The sequence below is a fragment of the Citrobacter sp. S-77 genome (assembly GCF_963864895.1).
In the GTDB taxonomy this organism is placed as follows: domain Bacteria; phylum Pseudomonadota; class Gammaproteobacteria; order Enterobacterales; family Enterobacteriaceae; genus Citrobacter; species Citrobacter murliniae.
The window spans coordinates 4482094-4504808 of the sequence record NZ_CAWLWU010000002.1; the positions used below are offsets into that span (position 1 = coordinate 4482094).

Annotated in this window: 13 protein-coding genes; 2 read left to right on the plus strand and 11 right to left on the minus strand. The window is 52.9% G+C overall.

Features of this window, described 5'->3' with window-relative positions; all coding sequences use genetic code 11:
- Positions 1–22 precede the first annotated feature (22 nt).
- Positions 23–2110 carry a 4-alpha-glucanotransferase gene (malQ, locus tag AACS05_RS22015; protein WP_045448466.1) on the minus strand — a complete coding sequence of 696 codons (2088 nt, stop codon included), beginning with the start codon at positions 2108–2110 and terminating at the stop codon, positions 23–25.
- Positions 2111–2119: 9 nt separating this feature from the next.
- On the minus strand, positions 2120–4513 hold the full coding sequence (malP, locus tag AACS05_RS22020; RefSeq protein ID WP_045448468.1) for a maltodextrin phosphorylase: 2394 nt from the start codon (positions 4511–4513) through the stop codon (positions 2120–2122).
- Positions 4514–5148: 635 nt separating this feature from the next.
- Here malP and malT point away from each other — a divergent pair.
- Positions 5149–7854 (plus strand): HTH-type transcriptional regulator MalT, encoded by a 2706-nt coding sequence (malT, locus tag AACS05_RS22025; protein ID WP_045448470.1) that lies wholly within the window; start codon positions 5149–5151, stop codon positions 7852–7854.
- Between the two features lie 42 nt (positions 7855–7896).
- Here malT and AACS05_RS22030 read toward each other — a convergent pair whose 3' ends face one another.
- From AACS05_RS22030 to glpE, 3 genes are all read right to left on the minus strand, one after another.
- Positions 7897–8655, minus strand: coding sequence for a DeoR/GlpR family transcriptional regulator (locus AACS05_RS22030; protein WP_045448472.1), 759 nt, complete (start codon positions 8653–8655; stop codon positions 7897–7899).
- Between the two features lie 94 nt (positions 8656–8749).
- Positions 8750–9580, minus strand: coding sequence for a rhomboid family intramembrane serine protease GlpG (glpG, locus tag AACS05_RS22035; protein ID WP_045448474.1), 831 nt, complete (start codon positions 9578–9580; stop codon positions 8750–8752).
- A 75-nt stretch (positions 9581–9655) separates the two neighbouring features.
- Complete coding sequence (gene glpE, locus AACS05_RS22040) at positions 9656–9982, minus strand: thiosulfate sulfurtransferase GlpE (protein ID WP_045448476.1); 327 nt, start codon at positions 9980–9982, stop codon at positions 9656–9658.
- 191 nt (positions 9983–10173) lie between these two features.
- On the opposite strand from glpE, the gene glpD reads away from it, so the two are divergent.
- Entirely contained in the window at positions 10174–11682 is a 1509-nt protein-coding gene (gene glpD, locus AACS05_RS22045; protein ID WP_045448478.1) for a glycerol-3-phosphate dehydrogenase, read from the plus strand.
- Between the two features lie 105 nt (positions 11683–11787).
- Here the strand turns inward: glpD and glgP are convergent, their stop codons facing one another.
- From glgP to asd, 6 genes are all read right to left on the minus strand, one after another.
- Positions 11788–14235, minus strand: coding sequence for a glycogen phosphorylase (gene glgP, locus AACS05_RS22050; protein ID WP_045448480.1), 2448 nt, complete (start codon positions 14233–14235; stop codon positions 11788–11790).
- A 19-nt stretch (positions 14236–14254) separates the two neighbouring features.
- The gene (glgA, locus tag AACS05_RS22055; protein ID WP_045448482.1) at positions 14255–15688 is read right to left on the minus strand and encodes a glycogen synthase GlgA; all 1434 of its coding nucleotides are present in this window, start codon (positions 15686–15688) and stop codon (positions 14255–14257) included.
- Positions 15688–16983, minus strand: a complete 1296-nt coding sequence (gene glgC, locus AACS05_RS22060) for a glucose-1-phosphate adenylyltransferase (protein ID WP_045448484.1) — start codon at positions 16981–16983, stop codon at positions 15688–15690. Before glgC ends, glgA begins: the two co-directional genes overlap by 1 nt.
- Before the next feature lie 14 nt (positions 16984–16997).
- On the minus strand, positions 16998–18974 hold the full coding sequence (gene glgX, locus AACS05_RS22065) for a glycogen debranching protein GlgX (protein WP_045448486.1): 1977 nt from the start codon (positions 18972–18974) through the stop codon (positions 16998–17000).
- The gene (gene glgB, locus AACS05_RS22070; protein WP_045448489.1) at positions 18974–21157 is read right to left on the minus strand and encodes a 1,4-alpha-glucan branching enzyme; all 2184 of its coding nucleotides are present in this window, start codon (positions 21155–21157) and stop codon (positions 18974–18976) included. The genes glgX and glgB overlap by 1 nt, the downstream gene beginning before the upstream one ends.
- 361 nt (positions 21158–21518) lie before the next feature.
- Complete coding sequence (asd, locus tag AACS05_RS22075) at positions 21519–22625, minus strand: aspartate-semialdehyde dehydrogenase (RefSeq protein WP_045448491.1); 1107 nt, start codon at positions 22623–22625, stop codon at positions 21519–21521.
- Between the last annotated feature and the right edge of the window lie 90 nt (positions 22626–22715).

Consider the following 22715-nt stretch of genomic DNA (forward strand, 5'->3'; position numbering starts at 1 on the left):
CCGCCATCTGGCGGGTTCTTTTTTACCTCTTCCTGGCGGCTGCTTTTCGCCGTTTATCTAAATCCTTAATCAGCTTGTTCACCTCATCATCAGCAAACATCTTCTCAAGCGTAGTGGAGAGCTTACGTCGCCAGTTTTTATACTGATAGCTGGTCCCAGGGATGTTGACCGGCTCAGCCATATCAAGCCAGTCTTCCGGCTGTAGCCCCAGCAGGGCGCTGTTACTGTCGGCAATGTAGCGTTGCATCCCACGATTGAGGATAGGCGTCATCGACATCAGCGACGCCTTGTGCCCGGCTCGTTTCGGCAGACAGCCATATTTATGCAGCGCATCCAGCAGGCCCTGCTTCGCCAGCTCCCTGTCCTGATACAAGCCGCGCAGTACGACCTCATCCGGGTACAGCCCCAGCGTTTTACCCAGCGTCAAATCACCGCTGTCCCAATAACCTTTAAGCGTTGGAAGGTCATGCGTCGCCGCGACTGCCATTGATTGTTCCGGGTACGCTTGCGGCGCACGGAAATTCTTCTCATGGTCATTCTCAAAATAGAGCACTTTGTATGAATACACGCCGCTGTCGCGCAGCTTGCTGACAATTTCAACCGGGACAGTACCCAGGTCTTCGCCAATCACCATGCAGTGATGACGTTTACTTTCCAGCGCCAGAATAGAGAGCAGGTCGTCTACCGGATAATGCACATACGCACCGTGATCTGCTGTCTCACCGTAAGGGATCCACCACAAGCGCAGCATCGACATGACATGATCAATGCGCAGCGCACCACAGTTCTGCATATTGGCGCGCAGCAGTTCAATAAATGGCTCGTAAGCGCGCGCCGTGATGATGTGCGGATCCATCGGCGGCAGCCCCCAGTTTTGGCCGAGCGGGCCGAGGATATCCGGCGGTGCGCCAACAGAGGCTTTCAGGCAATACAGCTCACGGTCACACCAGGTTTCCGCTCCACCTTCTGCGACGCCGACCGCCAGGTCGCGGTACAGACCGATTGGCATATCAAAGCCCTGGCTGGTTTCCCAGCAGGCGGCAAACTGGGTATATGCCAGCCACTGTAACCAGAGGTAGAAATCCACTTCATCACGATACTCTTCGCAGAACTGCTTCACCTGCGGTGAGTCCACCGACTGGAACCCCTCCGGCCATACTGGCCAACCCCAGCGCAATTCATCTTCTTTCACCTGATGCGCATGCAGCGCGTCAAACGCCGCCTGCCAGTACAGGCTATCGCCCTCCTGAGTCACAAAACGACGGAATGCCGCCATCTGTTCATCATCACGGGCAGAGAAACCTTTCCACGCCATGCGCAGCGCCGTCATCTTCAACGCGGTCACGGTGGAGTAATCAACCCACTCAGCATCCCGCGCACGTTGCAGAATTTGCTGAGTAGATGGCATCTGCCACCAGTCCTGCGCCTCTTTACTCAGACGGAAATCGTCTACCGCATTCACATCAATATAAATAACGTTCAGCCAGCGGCGTGAAGACGGGCTGTACGGGCTGGCACTCTCCGGATTTGCCGGATACAGCGCATGAATCGGGTTCAGACCGATAAACGCCCCGCCACGTTTTGCTACGTCTGCCAGCATGGCGCGGAGATCACCAAAGTCGCCAATCCCCCAGTTGTTCTCTGAACGCAGAGTGTAAAGTTGCACGCATGCGCCCCACAGCTTTTTCCCGGCCAGCAAAGCCGGCGGCTCATAGCAGCGTTTAGGGGCGACGATAATACGACAATGGGTACGCAATTCTCCCTGTGTCAGGGTGAGCGCGTGATACCCCTCCGGCAACTTCGCCGGAAGGTGAAAAGATTTACCGCCGAAGACATGACCTTTGTGCTGCACGCCATCTTCGGTGGTGAGCAGCCAGCTAAACTCACCGTTACCCTCCACCGCCAGCGGCATTTTTTTCCCCACTGTATAAACCATGACGTTTGGCACCGGTGTTACCGCCACTTTCGTGGCGGAGGTAGTGCGATGCATGGCATCAAGCAAACGCCGCTTGGTTTCGGCGCCAATAGACTGCGGTTTACCGTGGGCATTGATGTAATTGGGGCTGATCCCCGCCGCCAGTGCGGCATTATCCAGACGTTTGCTTTCCATCGCGATTCCTTAGCGTTTCGCCTGCCAGATACGAGCCTGATAATCGCGGATGGAGCGATCCGAACTGAACATACCGCAGCGAGCAGTATTCAGAATGGCAGCCCGGGTCCAGGCATCCTGATCACGGTACAATACGTCGACCTGCTTCTGCGCCTCAACGTAAGCTGTGAAATCTGCCATTACCAGATACGGATCGCCGCCCTGCTTACCGATACTGTGCAGCATCTGGTCGAAGGCATGCTTATCGCCATCGCTGTATTTGCCGCTTTCCAGCTCTTTGAGTACCGCATCCAACACTTTGTCTTTCTTGCGCCATTTCACCGGATCATAGCCTTTCGCTTTAAGCCGCTGAACCTCTTCCACAGTGTGACCAAAGATAAAGATGTTCTCGTCTCCCACTTTCTCGGCGATTTCGACGTTCGCACCGTCCAGCGTACCGACCGTTAACGCCCCGTTCAGCGCCAGTTTCATGTTACCGGTACCGGAAGCCTCTTTCCCAGCAGTCGAGATCTGCTCTGAGATATCCGCCGCCGGAATCAACATTTCCGCCGCCGAGACACAATAATCAGGCAGGAACACAACTTTCAGCTTGTCACCGACTTTCGGGTCGTTATTGATGGTTTCTGCCACCTTGTTAATGGCGAAGATAATATTTTTTGCCAGGTAGTAACCCGGTGCCGCTTTCGCGCCAAACAGGAATACGCGCGGTACGCGATCCGCCTGTGGGTTTTCACGGATTTCTTTGTACAACGCCAGAATATGCAGCAGGTTCAGGTGCTGACGTTTGTACTCATGCAGGCGTTTGATCTGAATATCAAATATCGCGTTGGTCGTAATCTCAATACCGGTACGCGCTTTGATAAACTTCACCAGCCGCTCTTTGTTTGCCAGCTTGATATCGCGATACTGCTGACGGAACGTCGCATCGTCAGCGTATTTTTCCAGATTGATCAACTGATCGAGATCGTTCGCCCACTCTTTCTTCAGCGATTTATCCAGTAAGGCAGCAAGCGCCGGGTTGCACTGTTTGATCCAGCGACGCGGCGTAATCCCGTTGGTGACGTTATGGAATTTATTCGGCCACAGCTGGTGGTATTCCGGGAACAGGTCTTTCACGACCAGGGAGGAGTGCAGCGCTGCCACACCATTGACCGCAAAGCCGCTGACCACGCACATGTTCGCCATGCGCACCTGTTTATTGTGAACTACCGCCAGCTTCGCCCAGACGGCGGCATCGCCCGGCCAGGTTTTATCGACCAGCTTCTTAAATCTGTCGTTTATCTCTTTGATAATCTGCATATGACGCGGCAGCAGTGCTTTCACCAGCTTCTCATCCCAGCACTCCAGCGCCTCCGGCATCAACGTGTGGTTGGTGTAGGCAAAGGTCTTACTGGTAATCGCCCATGCGTCGTCCCAGCTCATCTGGTGCTCATCAATCAGCACGCGCAGCAGTTCTGGAATGGCGATGGTAGGGTGGGTATCGTTCAGTTGAATGACTTCATAATCAGCCAGTTCATGCAATTTACGTCCCGCCAGATGATGACGGCGCAGAATATCAGCAACGGAGCAGGCACACTGGAAATATTGCTGCATCAGGCGCAGTTTTTTACCTGCCGTATGGTTGTCGTTCGGGTACAGCACTTTAGTCAGTTTTTCGGCGTCAATACCCTGCTGCTCTGCGCGCAGGAAATCGCCGTCGTTAAATTTAGTCAGGTTAAACGGATGTGCATGGCTGGCCTGCCACAGACGTAGCGGTTGCGCCACGCCGTTACGGTAGCCCAGTACCGGCAGATCCCAGGCCTGTCCGGTGATGGTAAACCCAGGCTCCCAGAGCCCCTCTTTGCTAACTTTACCGCCAATACCGACCTGTACATCCAGCGCCTCATTATGGCGGAACCACGGATAGCTTCCGCGATGCCAGTCATCCGGGGCTTCCATCTGCTGACCGTCGGCAAAAGATTGACGGAACAGACCGTACTGGTAGTTCAGGCCATAGCCCGTAGCGGACTGGCCAACTGTCGCCATCGAATCGAGGAAACATGCCGCCAGACGCCCCAGGCCGCCGTTACCCAACGCCGGATCGATTTCTTCTTCCAGCAGGTCGGTCAGATTGATGTCATGCGCTTTCAGCTCATCGCTCACGCCCTGATACCAGCCCAGGTTAAGCAAGTTATTGCCCGTCAGACGACCAATCAAAAACTCCATTGAAATGTAGTTAACATGACGCTGATTTTTTGCCGGTTTCGCCGCAGGTTGGGCGCTGAGCAACTCAGCTAAAGCTCCGCTCACCGCCTGCCACCACTGGCGTGACGTCATTTCTGAAGCCGACAATAAACCGAAGCGCTGCCACTGACGCGTCAGTGCAGCCTGAAAGTGATCTTTGTTGAAGGTAGGCTGTGACATAGAGATTCCAGATCCTTAGGTAATAAACAACGTTATCGCTAGTTTGCCAGGCTCGTTGTTGACCTTCCTCATCCTGGCGAGGATTAGGCAGGGAGGAGGAGTGGGGATGAGCATAAAAATGTGATCGCGGCCACTTAAAGGGGATGTGATGGCTCGTACAGATACAGAATACCCGTACATCATCCCCGAAATGCACCACACATTTCGCATTAGCCTGTTGGGCCAGGCTCTTAACCAGACAATACCAAACAGGGAGATGATGTTGAGAAAAAATATGTAAACAGAGAAATAATTTCCAGTCTGAAATACATATAATAATTAAGATATTTCACGCGAAAGTTATATGCCGATCGCAAAATTTGCCAATTTCATTAAACACCCCGGTAGGCGCACGCATAGTAAGGTATTTTTCAATACGGTAAAAATAACGTTGGATCCAGTCGCCACGCCTGTTGCGGCTCTTTGAGATAATTATTGCAATAGATGTATAAAATTGTGACATAGTGCAAAATCAGACACACAAAAAGTCCACTTAGCTTGCATAAAATGACTTTCTGGCCGACCTTATAACCATTAATTACGAAGCGCAAAAAAAATCATTTTTCCCCATTTTCACACAGTGAAGTGACTAACTTATGTTGATTCCGTCTAAATTAAGTCGTCCGGTTCGACTCGACCATACGGTGGTTCGTGAGCGCCTGCTGGCTAAACTTTCCGGCGCGAACAATTTCAGGCTCGCTCTGATAACAAGTCCTGCTGGCTACGGAAAAACGACGCTTATTTCGCAGTGGGCTGCGGGGAAAAATGAATTAGGCTGGTACTCTCTTGATGAAGGTGATAATCAGCAGGAGCGATTTGCCAGCTATTTGATTGCCGCTATCCAGCAGGCAACTGGTGGGCACTGTACGACCAGCGAAACGATGGTGCAAAAACGCCAGTACGCCAGCCTGACTTCTCTCTTTGCTCAGCTATTTATTGAGCTGGCCGAGTGGCATCGTCCGCTTTATCTGGTCGTAGATGATTATCATCTGATCTCTAATCCGGCTATCCACGAAGCGATGCGCTTTTTCCTGCGCCACCAGCCTGAGAATCTCACGCTGGTCGTACTGTCACGTAACTTACCGCAACTGGGTATCGCTAACCTGCGTGTGCGCGATCAACTGCTGGAGATAGGCAGCCAACAATTAGCCTTTAACCATCAGGAAGCCAAACAATTCTTTGACCGTCGTCTTTCATCCCCCATTGAGGCGGCGGAAAGCAGCCGCATGTGTGATGACGTCGCTGGCTGGGCAACCGCGTTACAACTGATCGCCCTTTCAGCTCGCCAGAATAACAATTCTGCGCACCAATCAGCGCGCCGTCTGGCGGGTATCAACGCCAGTCATTTGTCCGACTATCTGGTCGATGAAGTTCTGGATAGCGTTGATCAGGGTACTCGTCACTTCCTGCTGAAAAGCGCCATCCTGCGTTCAATGAACGACACGTTGATTACCCGGGTAACCGGTGAAGAAAACGGCCAAATGCGGCTGGAAGAAATTGAGCGTCAGGGTTTATTCCTGCAACGGATGGATGACGTTGGCGAATGGTTTAGCTATCACCCTCTGTTTGGCAACTTTTTACGCCAGCGCTGCCAGTGGGAACTGGCGACCGAGCTTCCCGAAATACACCGTGCCGCCGCAGAAAGCTGGATGGCACAAGGTTTCCCCAGCGAAGCGATTCATCATGCACTGGCCGCGGGCGATGCCCATATGCTGCGCGATATCCTGCTCAATCATGCATGGGGGCTGTTTAACCACAGCGAGCTGGCGTTACTGGAAGAGTCACTGAAAGCTCTACCGTGGGAAAGTCTGCTGGAAAACCCACGTCTGGTGCTGTTGCAGGCCTGGCTGATGCAGAGTCAGCATCGCTACAGTGAGGTTAACACCCTGCTGGCGCGTGCCGAGCAGGAAATGAAAGGCGATATGGAAACAACCCTGCATGCGGAATTTAATGCTCTGCGTGCACAGGTGGCGATTAACGACGGTAACCCTGACGAAGCAGAACGTCTGGCAAAACTGGCGCTGGATGAATTACCTATCGCCTGGTTCTATAGCCGCATTGTCGCCATGTCGGTACACGGTGAAGTCCTGCACTGCAAAGGCGATCTCACTCGTTCGTTGTCGTTGATGCAACAAACAGAGCAAATGGCACGTCATCATGACGTCTGGCATTACGCGCTCTGGAGCCTGATCCAGCAAAGTGAAATTTTATTCGCTCAGGGCTTTTTGCAGGCCGCCTGGGAGACTCAGGAAAAAGCGTTCCAGTTAATCAAAGAGCAGCATCTGGAGCAACTGCCGATGCACGAGTTTCTGGTTCGTATCCGGGCACAGTTACTATGGGCCTGGGCGCGTCTGGATGAGTCCGAAGCCTCTGCCCGCAGCGGTATTGAACTCCTTTCTACTTTTCAACCCCAGCAGCAGCTTCAATGCCTGGCTCTGCTGGTTCAGTGCTCACTGGCGCGGGGTGACCTGGACAACGCCCGCAGTCTGCTTAATCGCCTGGAAAACCTGCTGGGTAACGGACGTTATCACAGCGACTGGATTTCCAATGCCGATAAGGTCCGGGTAATTTACTGGCAAATGACCGGGGACAAAAACTCGGCTGCCAACTGGCTGCGCCACACGCCAAAACCGGAATTCGCCAACAACCATTTCCTGCAAAGTCAGTGGCGTAACATCGCCCGTGCGCAGATCCTGTTGGGTGAATTCGAGCCGGCAGAGATTGTGCTGGAAGAATTAAACGAAAATGCGCGCAACCTGCGCCTGATGAGTGATCTGAACCGCAACCTGCTGCTGCTCAATCAGCTTTACTGGCAGGCAGGACGCAAAAATGACGCCCAACGCGTATTGCTTGATGCGCTGCAACTGGCTAACCGTACCGGGTTTATCAGCCACTTTGTCATCGAAGGTGAGGCCATGGCGCAGCAGTTGCGTCAGTTGATTCAGCTCAATACGCTGCCGGAACTCGATCAGCATCGTGCCCAGCGTATTTTGCGTGAGATTAACCAACACCATCGCCACAAATTTGCCCACTTTGATGAAGGATTCGTTGAACGTCTGCTGACTCACCCGGAAGTGCCGGAACTGATCCGTACCAGCCCACTGACCCAGCGTGAGTGGCAGGTTTTAGGCCTGATTTATTCCGGTTATAGCAACGAACAAATCGCCGGAGAACTGGCGGTAGCGGCGACAACCATCAAAACGCATATTCGCAACTTGTACCAAAAACTTGGCGTGGCACACCGCCAGGATGCGGTGCAGCATGCGCAGAAGCTGCTGAAGATGATGGGGTACGGCGTTTAATTTTGCCCGGTGGCATTGAAGCTTACCGGGCCTACAGATGACCTAGCACAGCTCTAACTGAATGTGATTATCCGCAATCACCTGCATCACGCCCGCTGGCGGCAAGATATCGGTATAGACGGCATCCACCATGCTGATACTCCCCATATTCACCATCGCGTTACGTCCAAACTTCGAGTGATCCACCACCAACATCACATGACGTGAATTTTCAATAATGGCACGTTTGGTGCGAACTTCGTGATAATCAAACTCCAGCAATGAACCATCGCTGTCGATGCCGCTAATACCCAAAATACCGAAGTCCAGACGGAACTGTGAAATAAAGTCGAGGGTCGCTTCACCCATAATGCCGCCATCACGGCTGCGCAGTTCGCCACCGGCCAGAATGATACGGAAATCCTCTTTCGCCATCAGCGTGTTTGCCACATTGAGGTTGTTGGTCACAATGCGTAAGTTGCTGTGATTCAGCAATGCGTGAGCCACCGCTTCCGGCGTGGTACCGATGTCTATAAACAGCGTGGAGCCGTTAGGGATCTGCGTGGCAACTTTACGAGCAATACGCTCTTTTTCCGCCGTCTGCGTCGCCTTACGGTCATGCCACGGGGTATTCACTGAGCTGGATGGTAATGCCGCGCCACCGTGGTGGCGCAAAATCATATTCTGATCGGCCAGATCGTTAAGATCCCGGCGAATCGTTTGTGGGCTGACGGAGAAATGCTCCACCAGTTCCTCGGTGCTGACGTATCCCTGTTTTTTTACCAGTTCAATGATCGCGTCATGTCGTTGTGTTTGTTTCATTATAAGTCCCTGGAATTAACAAAGATCTTGTGCCGGATGGCGGCTGCGGCCTTATCCGGCCTGCAATTCGCATTACCATCCCGCTCAATCTCATTCACGTTCGTTTTCGTACATGAATAGTATCTGCAAATGCCATTGCCAGACCGACGGCCAGCCCGGCAATATGTGCTCCGTTCGCCATAGACATGCCGAACAGATCAAACCAGCCGGCAACAATCCAGATCAAGGCAAAGATAATCAAACCGCGTTGCAGGAAAATACCGCTTTGCGGATCGCGCTCGCCGCGCAACCACACGTACCCCATCAACGCATAAACCACGCCAGACAATCCACCAAACCACGGGCCACTAAATTTTTGTTGAACATAGCCGCTCAGCAGCGCGCTGATAACGGTAATGACAATGAGTTTGCCGCTGCCCAGACGTTTTTCTACCGCCCCGCCGAGATACCACCACCACAGCAGGTTAAAAAGAATGTGCATCAGCGAAAAGTGCATAAAAGCGTGGGTGAAATAACGCCAGAACTCAAACTTCAGCGTCGGGTCAAACGGCCACGCCAGCCATAGCATGACCGTCTGGTCGCCCACGACGTTCATCGCGATATACACCAACACGCACGCCGCCATCACAGCCCAGGTCACCGGACCAGCCCGTTCGCGCAGCGTGGCAAGAAACGGAAAACGTTGATAGCGCAGCCCACTGTCTGTCTGGCCAGACTGCCAGCTGGCAGCCAAATAACGCGGGTCCCCTGGATTTTCCAGAAAACGCGCCAGTTCAGCCCGCACGCGCTCAGCCTGGGACTCATCCGCCAGCCAGACATCGGTTTGCTGATGTTGTTGAATTGTCAGAATAACGCCCTGTGTCGCCATATAATCAACAAATGCCTGCGCCACGCGGGGGTTAGCAAAAGAGGTAATCATCAACATTGTTGCTGTCGCTTATTCCACACAAAAGGGGACAGTATATATACCCTGCTCATTTCAGGCTGCATCTTTGTTAGCTTACGAACCAAAAGCCACTTCTGCAGGAAAATGTCGATGCCACGCATCAAAGCCGCCGTCAACGCTGTATACCGCGTCATATCCCTGTTGAAGCAGATATTGCGCCGCGCCTTTACTGCTGTTGCCGTGGTAACACATCACCATCACTGCGGTATCGAAATCATGGTCGCGCATAAATGAACCCAGCGTATCGTTAGTCAAATGAAACGCTTGTGGCGCATGACCCATTGCATAACTTTGTGGATCGCGGATATCCACCAGCACCGCCATTCCATGCAGCAACTTTTGATGGGCTTCTTCGACATTAATACATTCAAACTGATCCATGGTGTTCTCTTTTTCTTTCTCTGCAGGTGTTCAATATTACCGTCCAGTGTACGTTGCCTGCACAGGTAAACGCCATAATGTTATATGTATCACTGTAAATTGTTTATCCGATGTTACCAATGGCGCTATTCTTTGCTATTATGCTCGATAACGAACATTAATGAGCTATAACGAAAGTGCGAGAGGCCAGCATGGAAACCAAAGATCTGATTGTGATAGGTGGAGGCATCAACGGTGCCGGTATCGCGGCAGATGCCGCTGGACGCGGTTTATCCGTGCTGATGCTGGAAGCGCAGGATTTAGCCTGTGCGACCTCTTCCGCCAGCTCTAAACTCATCCACGGTGGCCTGCGCTACCTGGAACACTATGAATTTCGTCTGGTCAGTGAAGCGCTGGCTGAACGTGAAGTGCTGTTGAAAATGGCACCGCATATTGCTTTCCCGATGCGTTTTCGTCTGCCCCATCGCCCACACCTGCGCCCGGCATGGATGATTCGCATTGGTCTGTTTATGTACGATCACCTGGGCAAACGCACCAGTTTACCAGGTTCAACTGGTTTGCGTTTTGGCGCAGACTCGGTGATGAAGCCTGAGATCGTGCGCGGTTTCGAATATTCTGACTGCTGGGTAGACGATGCACGTCTGGTTCTGGCAAACGCCCAAATGGTGGTACGTAAAGGTGGCGAAGTCTTGACCCGCACTCGCGCCACTTCCGCTCGTCGCGAAAACGGTCTGTGGATTGTCGAAGCAGAAGATATCGATACCGGTAAAAAACACACCTGGCAGGCTCGCGGCCTGGTAAACGCCACTGGCCCGTGGGTAAAAGAGTTCTTCGATGACGGAATGCACCTGCCATCACCGTATGGTATTCGCCTGATTAAAGGCAGCCACATCGTGGTACCACGCGTGCATACCCAGAAGCAGGCTTATATCCTGCAAAACGAAGATAAGCGTATTGTTTTCGTTATCCCCTGGATGGATGAATTCTCAATTATCGGTACCACTGACGTTGAGTATCAGGGCGACCCGAAAGCGGTGAAGATTGACGAAAGCGAAATCAATTACCTACTGAAGGTCTACAACGCACACTTTAAGAAACAGCTGGGCCGTGATGATATCGTCTGGACCTATTCTGGCGTCCGCCCGCTGTGCGATGACGAGTCCGATTCACCGCAGGCTATCACCCGTGATTACACGCTGGATATCCACGATGAAAACGGCAAAGCGCCGCTGCTTTCCGTCTTTGGCGGCAAACTGACGACCTACCGTAAGCTGGCAGAACACGCGATGGAAAAACTGTCGTCTTACTATCAGGGCATTGGCCCGGCATGGACCAAAGAGTGCATCCTGCCCGGCGGTGATATTGGCGGCGATCGTGAAGACTACGCGGCAAAACTGCGCCGCCGCTATCCGTTCCTGACCGAGTCTCTGGCACGCCACTACTCGCGCACCTACGGTAGCAACACGGAATGGATCCTCGGTGACGCGACCTCGGTTGCTGAGCTGGGCGAAGACTTCGGCCATGAATTCTACGAAGCAGAGCTGAAGTATCTGGTCGATCACGAATGGGTGCGTCGCGCAGACGATGCCCTGTGGCGTCGTACGAAAGAAGGTATGTGGCTGAATGCCGAACAGCAGTCGCGCATGACCCAGTGGCTGGTGGAATATGTGGAAAAACACCAGTTGTCGCTAGCGTCTTAAGACACACGCTATAAAACTGTAGACCCGGTAAGCGTCAGAGCCACCGGGCCTTTTGCCGGATGGCGGCTAACGCCTTATCCGGCCTACAGGTCATCCTATCCCTTGTTACAACCGCACCGAATCAATATGCCAGATGTTTTCGGCATACTCTTTGATCGTCCTGTCTGATGAGAAGTACCCCATATTGGCGATATTGATCATCGACTTCGTGGTCCACTCTTCCGGACGACGATACAGTTCGTCTACCTTATCCTGGCAATCGACATAGCTGCGGTAATCCGCCAGCACCTGGTAGTGGTCGCCAAAGTTGATTAACGAGTCCACCAGATCGCGATAGCGTCCCGGCTCCTCAGGGCTGAATACGCCGCTGCCGATTTGCGTCAGCACCTGATGCAATTCTTCATCTTTCTCGTAATATTCACGCGGTTTGTAGCCTTTACTGCGTAATGCTTCGACTTCTTCCGCTGTATTACCGAAGATAAAGATATTTTCCGCACCCACATGCTCCAGCATCTCGACGTTTGCTCCGTCCAGCGTGCCAATAGTCAGCGCTCCGTTCAGAGCAAACTTCATATTGCTGGTACCGGAAGCTTCCGTCCCTGCCAGAGAAATCTGTTCAGACAGGTCGGCTGCAGGGATGATCACCTGCGCCAGGCTGACACTGTAATTGGGAATAAACACCACCTTCAGCTTGTCGCCAATCTGCGGATCGTTATTGATCACTTTAGCGACATCGTTGATAAGATGAATAATGTGCTTCGCCATGTAATAGGCCGAAGCAGCCTTACCGGCGAAGATATTGACGCGTGGTACCCACTCAGCTTCAGGATCGTCCTTAATGCGGTTGTAGCGGGTGATCACATGCAGCACATTCATCAACTGCCGTTTGTACTCATGAATACGTTTGATCTGCACGTCAAACAGCGATTTCGGGTTCACTACCACGTTAAGCTGTTGGGCAATGAGCGCAGCCAGACGCTTTTTATTCTCCAGCTTTGCCTGGCGCACTGCGTGATTCACCAGCGGATAATCACAGTGCTGCTCAAGCTCGCTGAGCTGGCTGAGATCGGTACGCCAGGTACGGCCAATATTCTCATCCAGCACATCGGAGAGCGGCGGGTTCGCCAGCGCCAGCCAGCGACGAGGAGTCACACCGTTGGTCACATTACAGAAGCGCGTCGGGAAAATCTTCGCAAAATCCGCAAACAACGACTGCACCATCAGGTTGGAGTGCAGCTCAGAAACGCCGTTCACTTTATGGCTCACCACTACCGCCAGCCATGCCATACGCACACGACGACCGTTGGATTCATCAATGATCGATGTCCGCCCCAACAGGCCGGTATCATTCGGATACTGCTCCTGTAACGTTTTCAGGAAGTAATCGTTAATCTCAAAGATAATTTGCAGATGGCGCGGCAAAATTTTACCCAGCATATCGACCGGCCAGGTTTCCAGCGCTTCACTCATTAACGTGTGGTTGGTGTAAGAGAAGACCTGACAGCACACTTCAAACGCGTCATCCCAGCTAAATTTGTGCTCATCAATAAGCAGGCGCATCAGCTCCGGAATAGACAGCACCGGATGGGTATCGTTGAGGTGAATGGCGATTTTATCCGCCAGATTGTCGTAGGTTTTGTGCAACTGATAATGACGACTCAGGATGTCCTGCACCGTGGAGGAGACCAGAAAGTACTCCTGACGCAAACGCAGCTCGCGCCCTGAATAGGTGGAGTCATCCGGATATAGCACACGAGATACGTTCTCGGAGTGGTTTTTATCTTCCACCGCCGCGAAGTAATCCCCCTGGTTAAATTTACCAAGGTTGATTTCGCTACTGGCCTGGGCGTTCCACAGGCGCAGCGTGTTGGTGGCGTCGGTATCGTAGCCCGGGATAATCTGGTCGTAAGCCACCGCGAGGATCTCTTCAGTTTCAATCCAGCGCGTTTTCTTGCCTTCCTGCTGAATACGACCGCCAAAACGTACTTTGTAGCGGGTATTGTGGCGTTTAAACTCCCACGGGTTACCATATTCCAGCCAGTAGTCCGGGGATTCTTTCTGTCGGCCATCAACAATGTTCTGTTTGAACATGCCGTAGTCATAACGAATACCGTAACCACGTCCCGGCAGGCCCAGCGTCGCCAGAGAATCCAGGAAACAGGCTGCCAGACGCCCGAGACCACCGTTTCCGAGGCCGGGGTCATTTTCTTCGTCGATCAGATCTTCGAGATCTAACCCCATACCTTCCAGTGCATTTTTTACATCGTCGTAGATTCCCAACGATAACAGTGCATTAGAAAGTGTGCGGCCAATCAGAAACTCCATTGACAGATAATAGACCTGGCGAGTTTCCTGAGACAATTGCGCACGGTTAGAACGCAGCCAGCGCTCCACGAGACGATCCCGCACCGCGAATAATGTGGCGTTCAGCCACTCATGTTTATTGGCAATGACCGGATCTTTACCAATAGTGAACATCAGCTTATAGGCAATAGAATGCTTAAGTGCCTCTACGCTGAGTGTGGGCGATGCATAAGTAAATGGAGCATTCATATAGGTGATTCCTGGATATCTATTTCAAGCGATAGTAAAGCTCACGGTAAGACTTCGCCGCGACTTGCCAGCTAAAATCCATGGTCATGGCCTGACGTTGTACAAACCGCCAAAGCGAAGGCCGGGACCACAATACGAAAGCACGCCGAATCGCCCGCAACAGCGACCAGGCATTACTATCTTCAAATACAAACCCACTGGCGATACCGTCCGCCAGGTTTTCCAGCGAACTATCAGACACCGTATCAGCCAGCCCACCGGTGCGCCGCACCAGCGGCAGCGTGCCGTACTTCAGTCCATACAATTGCGTTAAGCCACATGGCTCAAAGCGGCTGGGAACCAGAATGACATCGGCCCCACCCATGATGCGATGAGAGAAGGCCTCGTGATAGCCAATCTGCACCCCCACCTGCCCTGGATGCTCTGCTGCAGCGGCCAGGAACCCCTCCTGCAACACCGGATCGCCCGCGCCGAGTAACGCCAGCTGTCCACCCTGCTCTAACAAACCCGGCAGCGCTTCCAGCACCAGGTCCAAACCTTTCTGGCTGGTCAGGCGACTTACCACTGCAAAGAGCGGCACTTTATCGTTAACCTTAAGCCCCATTGCAATCTGCAACTGACGCTTGTTCTCTGCTTTATCCTCCAACGTATCGCGGGTATAGCGCGATGCCAGCAGCAAGTCCGTTTCCGGACTCCAGATGTTTTCATCGACACCGTTCAGTACGCCGGAAAGACGCCCCTCGCGATGGCGCTGCTGCAACAAACCTTCCATCCCGTAGGCAAACTGCGGCTCAGTGATTTCCCGCGCATAGGTCGGGCTGACCGCCGTAATGTGGTCGGCGTAGTACAAACCGGCCTTCAGGAATGAAATCTGCCCATTGAACTCCAGACCATGCACATTAAAGAACGACCATGGCAATTGGATGTCATCCATATGCTTTGCATAAAACATGCCTTGATACGCCAGATTGTGCACAGTGAACACAGACTTCGCCGGATGGCCGCGCGCCGCCAGATACGCCGGGGCCAACCCGGCATGCCAGTCGTGCGCGTGCACCACATCCGGGCGCCAGAATGGATCAAGACCACAGGCCATTTCACATCCGACCCAGCCGAGCAGTGCAAAGCGCAGGACGTTATCGGTATAAGCAAACAGATTTGTGTCGTGATACGGGCTGCCGGGGCGGTCATAGAGATGCGGCGCATCAATCAGGTAAATGCCGACACCGTTGTAATGTCCGAACAGCAAGGTGATTCTGCCAGCAAAGGTATCCCGGCGCGTTACAACCTGCGCATCAGGGATACCACGGCGAATATCGGGAAACGCCGGGAGCAGCACGCGGGCATCCACTCCGTCCGCAATTTGCGCAGCGGGCAATGCCCCAATCACATCCGCCAGTCCCCCGGTTTTTAACAGGGGAAACATCTCTGAACATACGTGTAAAACCTGCATTATCGCTCCTGTTTGATCTGCAGTTTGCGTAGCATTTCACGCGTGACCAGCACAATGCCTTCCTCTGAACGGTAGAAGCGACGTGCATCTTCTTCCGCATTTTCACCAATGACCATACCTTCAGGGATAACGCAGGCGCGGTCGATGATACAGCGACGTAACCGGCACGAACGCCCTACCCACACTTCAGGTAACAACACTGCCGAATCAATGTTACAGAATGAATTCACCCGCACCCGCGGGAACAGCACGGACTGCACCACCACCGAACCGGAAATAATACACCCACCGGAAACCAGCGAGTTCAGCGTCATTCCGTGGCTACCGGAACGGTCCTGCACGAACTTCGCTGGTGGCAGTGATTCCATATGTGTACGAATTGGCCAGTCCTGGTCATACATGTCCAGTTCAGGCGTTACCGAAGCCAGATCGAGGTTCGCCTTCCAGTAGGCCTCCAATGTTCCAACATCACGCCAGTACGGCTCGGATTCCGGGTCGGACTGTACGCAGGACAACGGGAAAGGATGTGCAAACGCCATACCCGCTTCGGTGATTTTCGGGATGATATCTTTGCCGAAGTCATGGCTTGAGTTTTCGTCCAGGTCATCTTCCGCCAACAGTTCATAGAGATAATCGGCGTCAAATACGTAGATCCCCATACTGGCGAGGGATTTTGTTGGATCATTTGGCATGGCTGGCGGATTTGCCGGTTTTTCAACGAATTCGATAATTTTGTCGTTTTCGTCCACATCCATTACGCCAAATGCGCTGGCCTCTTCAATCGGTACCGGCATACAGGCTACGGTGCAGCGAGCGCCCTTCTCAACGTGGTCGATCAGCATGCGCGAGTAATCCTGTTTATAAATATGATCCCCCGCGAGTATCACCACATACTCCGCTTTATAGCGTCGAATGATGTCCAGGTTCTGCGTTACCGCATCTGCCGTTCCGCGATACCAGTTTTCCCCCTGCATTCTTTGCTGAGCAGGAAGCAGGTCGACAAACTCGTTCATCTCTTCGCTGAAGAACGACCAACCGCGCTGGATATGTTGTACCAGCGTGTGCGACTGGTACTGCGTGATCACGCCAATACGGCGGATCCCGGAGTTAAGACAGTTGGATAAAGCAAAATCGATAATGCGGAACTTACCGCCAAAGTGTACGGCTGGCTTGGCGCGTTTGTTGGTTAAATCTTTCAGGCGTGTCCCGCGGCCACCGGCCAGGATTAGGGCAACAGATTTCAATGGCAGCTGGCGCGCCAACATTACACGATCGTTCTTATCTAAACTCACCATGACTAACTCCTTTTTTATCTTCTCTGGAACACACACAGTCCGTGCGCAGGTCCCTGCCAGACAGCCGTAAGCACCGGATTATCCTCTCCGGCAAATGGGGGGATGGCGTGCCATTCCCCTTCAGGTAAAACGATATCTGTCACCTCAAGCGAAGCGTTTATCGCAATCAAAAAACGCTCTGAAAGCAGGATTTGCATCTGCTTCAGGCCGTTTTGCCACTCATCCGCACTTAAGGGTTGTGCATACTTGTTCAGCCAACGGACATTGCCGTCACCCTCTTCCCACCAGCGATCGTTTGTTAACGCGGGGATCTGCCGGCGAAGATGAATCAAGGCGGCGGTAAATGCGGTTAGCCCACTGTTTGCCTGCTGCCAGTCCAGCCAGGTTAAAGCGTTATCCTGGCAGTAAGCGTTATTGTTGCCGTGCTGGCTATGACCATGCTCATCGCCCGCCAACAACATCGGCGTCCCCTGAGAGAGCAACAGCGTCGTTAACAGGGCATGAATGCTGTCGCGCCGCCTTTCAATCAGGTCCAGCGTGCCGCCTAACCCTTCTTTACCATGATTATCACTGTAGTTATTGCTAGTGCCGTCCCGATTTTCCTCACCGTTCGCTTCATTGTGCTTATTTGTGAAGCACACACAGTCGCGCAGCGTAAAACCGTCATGCGCAGTAACCAGATTAACCGTGGCGCTGGGTTTACGACCATTGCGTTTAAACACATCGCTGGATGCTGCAAAACGTCCAGCAAACTCCCCCAGCGACAGATTACGCTGTAGCCAGAAGCGTCGGATTGCGTCGCGGAAATGGTCATTCCATTCGACAAACGGTGGTGGGAAATTACCCACCTGATAACCGCCTTCACCAATATCCCACGGCTCTGCAATCAGCTTAACGCGTGAGAGCAACGGACAGTTTTGGATGGCGGTAAACAGCGGTGCATCCTGACGAAACGCAGGCGTGCGCCCCATAACGGAAGCTAAATCGAAACGAAAACCATCCACGTGGCAGGTTTCAACCCAATAACGCAGGCATTCACACGCATACTCCACCACACCGGGATGGCTCAGATTGATGGTGTTCCCACAGCCGGTCCAGTTGTAGTAATCACCATCTTCCCTAATCCAATAATAGCTACGGTTATCAATTCCGCGCAGCGAGAAGAGCGGCCCCTCAAGATCCAACTCGGCGCTGTGGTTTAAAACGATATCGAGAATGACCTCAATACCCGCTTTGTGCAGCGCTTTCACCGCGTCACGAAACTCATCAAGAGCGCTCTCTGGCGAGCAGGCATAAGCCGGATGCAGCGCAAACATCGCCAACGGGTTGTAACCCCAGTAGTTAGATAATCCCAGCCGTTGAAGACGGGGTTCGCTGGCGAAATGCGCCACCGGCAGCAACTCCAGCGCGGTAATGCCAAGGTGCCTGAAATAGTCAATCATCACCGGATGACCGAGCGCTTTGTACGTGCCGCGAATATCCTCCGGGATATCGGGGTGCAGATACGTCAGTCCTTTGACGTGTGCTTCGTAAATGACGGTGTTGCCCCACGGTGTACGCGGCGGGGCATCATCCTCCCAGTCATATCGGTCTGATACCACCACGCACTTGAGCGCAATCTCCGCATTGTCACGATGATCCGGCTCATCCACCCCACCGTGTAGCAGCGGGTTATCTTTTAACTCGCCTTCCACGCGGCGTGCACAGGGGTCAATCAGCAGTTTCGCCGGGTTAAAACGATGACCTTGCCCAGGTTGCCACGGCCCATGTACACGATAACCATAACGCAAACCCGGTCTGGCACCGGCCAGATAACCGTGCCAGACATCACCGCTACGTCCAGGCAGGTCATAGCGGTGCTCGCAGCCTTGCTCATCGAAGACGCATAGCTCAACGCGCTCAGCGTGGGCCGAGAAGAGTGTAAAATTGACGCCATGACCGTCATACATGGCACCGTGGGGGGTGGCGTTACCGATTGCCAGTTGTGTCATCACCCCTCCCGAACCAGCCAAATCGTGGCCAGCGGAGGCAAGGTGAGACTCAACGAGTGCTGACGACCATGGCTGGCGATTTCATCGCTGTGTACCACGCCGCCATTACCGGTATTGCTGCCGTGGTAATGCATCGAGTCAGTATTAAGGATCTCACGCCATTTACCCGGCTGATTGATGCCAAAGCGATAGCCGTAACGTGGCACTGGCGTAAAGTTGCTGGCGACAATAATTTCGTTGCCAGCTTTGTCACGACGGACAAAAATCAGCACCGAACGCTCGTTGTCGTCCACCACCAGCCATTCGAACCCATACCCGTCAAAGTCGAGCTCATGCAACGCCTTGTGGTGACGGTAGGTGTGGTTCAAATCACGTACCAGGCGTTGTACGCCGTGATGCCAGTTATCGCCCCCTTCCAGCAAATGCCAGTCGAGGCTGGCATCGTGGTTCCATTCTCGTCCCTGGGCAAATTCGTTACCCATAAACAGCAGTTTCTTGCCGGGGAAGGCCCACATCCAGCCATAGTAGGCACGTAGATTGGCAAACTTCTGCCATGCGTCGCCTGGCATGCGATCAAGGATCGATTTCTTACCGTGCACCACTTCATCGTGGGACAACGGCAGAACAAAGTTTTCGGTATAGTTGTAGAGCATGCCGAAAGTCAGCTTATCGTGATGATGCTGACGATAAATCGGATCCAGCTTCATGTAGTCCAGCGTGTCATGCATCCAGCCCAGGTTCCACTTGTACCAGAAACCCAAGCCGCCCATATCCTGCGGTCTCGATACTCCGGCAAAGTCGGTGGATTCCTCCGCCATGCTCACAGCACCAGGTACCTGTTCACCAAGAATACGGTTGGTATTACGCAAAAACTCAATGGCTTCGAGGTTTTCGCGCCCGCCAAATTCGTTAGGAACCCATTCCCCTTCCTTACGACTGTAATCGCGATAGATCATCGACGCCACGGCATCGACCCGTAGCGCGTCAATGCCAAATCGTTCAATCCAGTACAGGGCGTTGCCCACCAGATAGTTGCTGACTTCACGGCGACCGTAGTTGTATATCAGCGTGTTCCAGTCCTGGTGATACCCTTCGCGCGGATCGCTGTGTTCATACAAATTGGTGCCATCAAACTCTGCCAGCCCAAAATCGTCCGACGGAAAATGGCCCGGCACCCAGTCAAGGATGACATTCAGCCCGGCCTGATGCGCGGCATTCACGAAATAGCGGAACTCATCGCGCGTGCCGAAACGACGGGTCGGTGCGTACATGCCAGTCGGCTGGTAACCCCAGCTACCATCGAACGGATGTTCGTTAATTGGCAGCAACTCAAGGTGGGTAAACCCCATCCACTTCACGTAGGGGATTAGCTGATCCGCAAGTTCGCGGTAGCTCAACCAAAAATTGTTGTCCGTATGGCGACGCCATGAGCCCAGATGGACTTCATAGATAGAGATCGGAGCATCAAACTGGTTAGCTTTTTTACGCTCCTCAGTTTGCACGACTTTTTCCGGCAAACCACAGATCAGCGATGCTGTTTCAGGACGCATTTGCGCTTCAAAAGCGTAAGGATCAGCTTTGATGCGTAGCTTGCCGTTAGCATCGATCATCTCGTACTTATATAGCTGACCATGCTGTGCACCGGGGATAAACAGCTCCCAGATGCCGCTCTCTTTACGCAGACGCATCGGGTGTCGGCGTCCATCCCAGTAATTGAACTGCCCGACTACCGAGACACGTTGTGCATTCGGCGCCCAGACGGAGAAACGAGTACCTGTTACGCCGTCCATGGTATCCGCATGTGCGCCCAGCGTTTCGTAGGGGCGCAGATGCGTCCCTTCAGACAGCAGCCAGGCATCCATATCTTGTATTAGTGGGCCAAAACGGTAAGGGTCATCAATCAGATTCTGCTGTCCATGCCAGACAACAGCCAGTTGATAGCGAAAGAAATTTTTACGTCGGGGAAGTACAGCACAGAAAAAACCGCGAGAGTCGAGACAGTCCAGTTTGCCGACTTTGCGTCCGGTTTTAGGTTCGATCACCCACACTTCGGTGGCGTCAGGCAATAGGGCACGGACTTCAAGTCCCGCTTCGGTTTGGTGCATACCGAGTACGGAAAAAGGATCCGCAAAATGGCCTGCAATTAGCGCATTAATCACGTCTCTATCAACACGAACGGACATGGTTGTCATCCTGTTTTATGTGTCACCCCTTCCAACTGATTTTCGACATCAGGTAGTGACATTTTTTTGACCTGAACGGCGCAGCACAATTGTGCATCCTCTCTGCGTCGTCCCACCTTCAGGCAACAACTTAATACCTCCGGTACTAAGCCACCCTTAAAGAATAGCCAATGCTTTATCTTACTCCCGGTAAAAAATGAAACATCTGCGCTTACTCCTGTATTACGCAAAAAAAAGGGCGACTCAGCACCCATTGTTTACACATGATTATCATCTACCTGATGACGAACTCGTCTAACCTGGCCTACTGACTCACGTCATGTGCAGGCCAGATAAATAGAGTGCCGTCAGGCAGTCATCATTACGCCAGTTGACGCAGCATCCGGCGCAGTGGCTCAGCAGCACCCCAGAGCAGTTGGTCGCCAACGGTAAAGGCTGACAGGAACTCCGGTCCCATATTCAGCTTACGCAGACGGCCTACTGGCGTGGAAAGCGTACCGGTTACGGCCGCAGGGGTTAACTCACGCATAGTGATATCCCGATCGTTAGGCACCACTTTCGCCCATGGATTGTGAGCTGCCAGCAGTTCTTCCACGGTCGGAATTGACACATCTTTTTTCAGTTTAATGGTGAACGCCTGGCTGTGGCAGCGCAGTGCGCCTACGCGCACGCAAAGACCATCCACCGGGATCACGGAAGACGTGTTGAGAATTTTGTTGGTTTCTGCCTGCCCTTTCCACTCTTCGCGGCTCTGACCGTTATCGAGCTGTTTGTCGATCCACGGAATCAGGCTCCCGGCCAGCGGTACGCCAAAGTTATCAACCGGCAGGTCACCGCTGCGGGACAGGGTTGTCACTTTACGTTCGATATCGAGAATAGCAGAAGAAGGGGTCGCCAGTTCATCGGCCACATGGCTATACAGATGGCCCATCTGGGAGAGGAGTTCACGCATATGACGTGCACCGCCGCCGGAAGCCGCCTGGTAGGTTGCTACGGATACCCAGTCCACCAGATCGTTGGCAAACAGGCCGCCGAGTGACATCAGCATCAGACTAACGGTGCAGTTACCGCCGACAAAGGTCTTAACGCCTTTGTTCAGACCGTCGGTAATCACATCCTGGTTAACCGGATCGAGGATAATGATGGCATCGTCTTTCATACGCAGCGAAGATGCCGCATCAATCCAGTACCCTTGCCAACCGCTTTCACGAAGCTTTGGATAGATTTCGTTGGTATAATCGCCGCCCTGACAGGTCACAATGATGTCGAGCGCCTTCAGCGCTTCCAGATCAAATGCATCCTGAAGCATGCCAGTGGAGGTCGTACCAAACGTCGGTGCCGCCTGTCCGAGCTGGGAAGTAGAAAAGAAAACAGGGCGAATGGCGTCGAAGTCACGTTCTTCTACCATGCGTTGCATGAGTACAGAGCCGACCATACCGCGCCAGCCGATAAAACCAACATTTTTCATAGCGTTTTTTCCTGCAGAGATGTGTGCTGTGTATGCTAACCAGTATCCTACTGGCCTATCCTTCACCATACAAAAAGCAGCCAAAGTCGC

Excerpts from the sequence above, each read along its gene's own strand:
- malQ (WP_045448466.1), bottom strand. The coding sequence starts at position 2,110 with ATGGAAAGCAAACGTCTGGATAATGCCGCACTGGCGGCGGGGATCAGC.
- malP (WP_045448468.1), bottom strand. The coding sequence starts at position 4,513 with ATGTCACAGCCTACCTTCAACAAAGATCACTTTCAGGCTGCACTGACG.
- malT (WP_045448470.1), top strand. The coding sequence starts at position 5,149 with ATGTTGATTCCGTCTAAATTAAGTCGTCCGGTTCGACTCGACCATACG.
- AACS05_RS22030 (WP_045448472.1), bottom strand. The coding sequence starts at position 8,655 with ATGAAACAAACACAACGACATGACGCGATCATTGAACTGGTAAAAAAA.
- glpG (WP_045448474.1), bottom strand. The coding sequence starts at position 9,580 with ATGTTGATGATTACCTCTTTTGCTAACCCCCGCGTGGCGCAGGCATTT.
- glpE (WP_045448476.1), bottom strand. The coding sequence starts at position 9,982 with ATGGATCAGTTTGAATGTATTAATGTCGAAGAAGCCCATCAAAAGTTG.
- glpD (WP_045448478.1), top strand. The coding sequence starts at position 10,174 with ATGGAAACCAAAGATCTGATTGTGATAGGTGGAGGCATCAACGGTGCC.
- glgP (WP_045448480.1), bottom strand. The coding sequence starts at position 14,235 with ATGAATGCTCCATTTACTTATGCATCGCCCACACTCAGCGTAGAGGCA.
- glgA (WP_045448482.1), bottom strand. The coding sequence starts at position 15,688 with ATGCAGGTTTTACACGTATGTTCAGAGATGTTTCCCCTGTTAAAAACC.
- glgC (WP_045448484.1), bottom strand. The coding sequence starts at position 16,983 with ATGGTGAGTTTAGATAAGAACGATCGTGTAATGTTGGCGCGCCAGCTG.
- glgX (WP_045448486.1), bottom strand. The coding sequence starts at position 18,974 with ATGACACAACTGGCAATCGGTAACGCCACCCCCCACGGTGCCATGTAT.
- glgB (WP_045448489.1), bottom strand. The coding sequence starts at position 21,157 with ATGTCCGTTCGTGTTGATAGAGACGTGATTAATGCGCTAATTGCAGGC.
- asd (WP_045448491.1), bottom strand. The coding sequence starts at position 22,625 with ATGAAAAATGTTGGTTTTATCGGCTGGCGCGGTATGGTCGGCTCTGTA.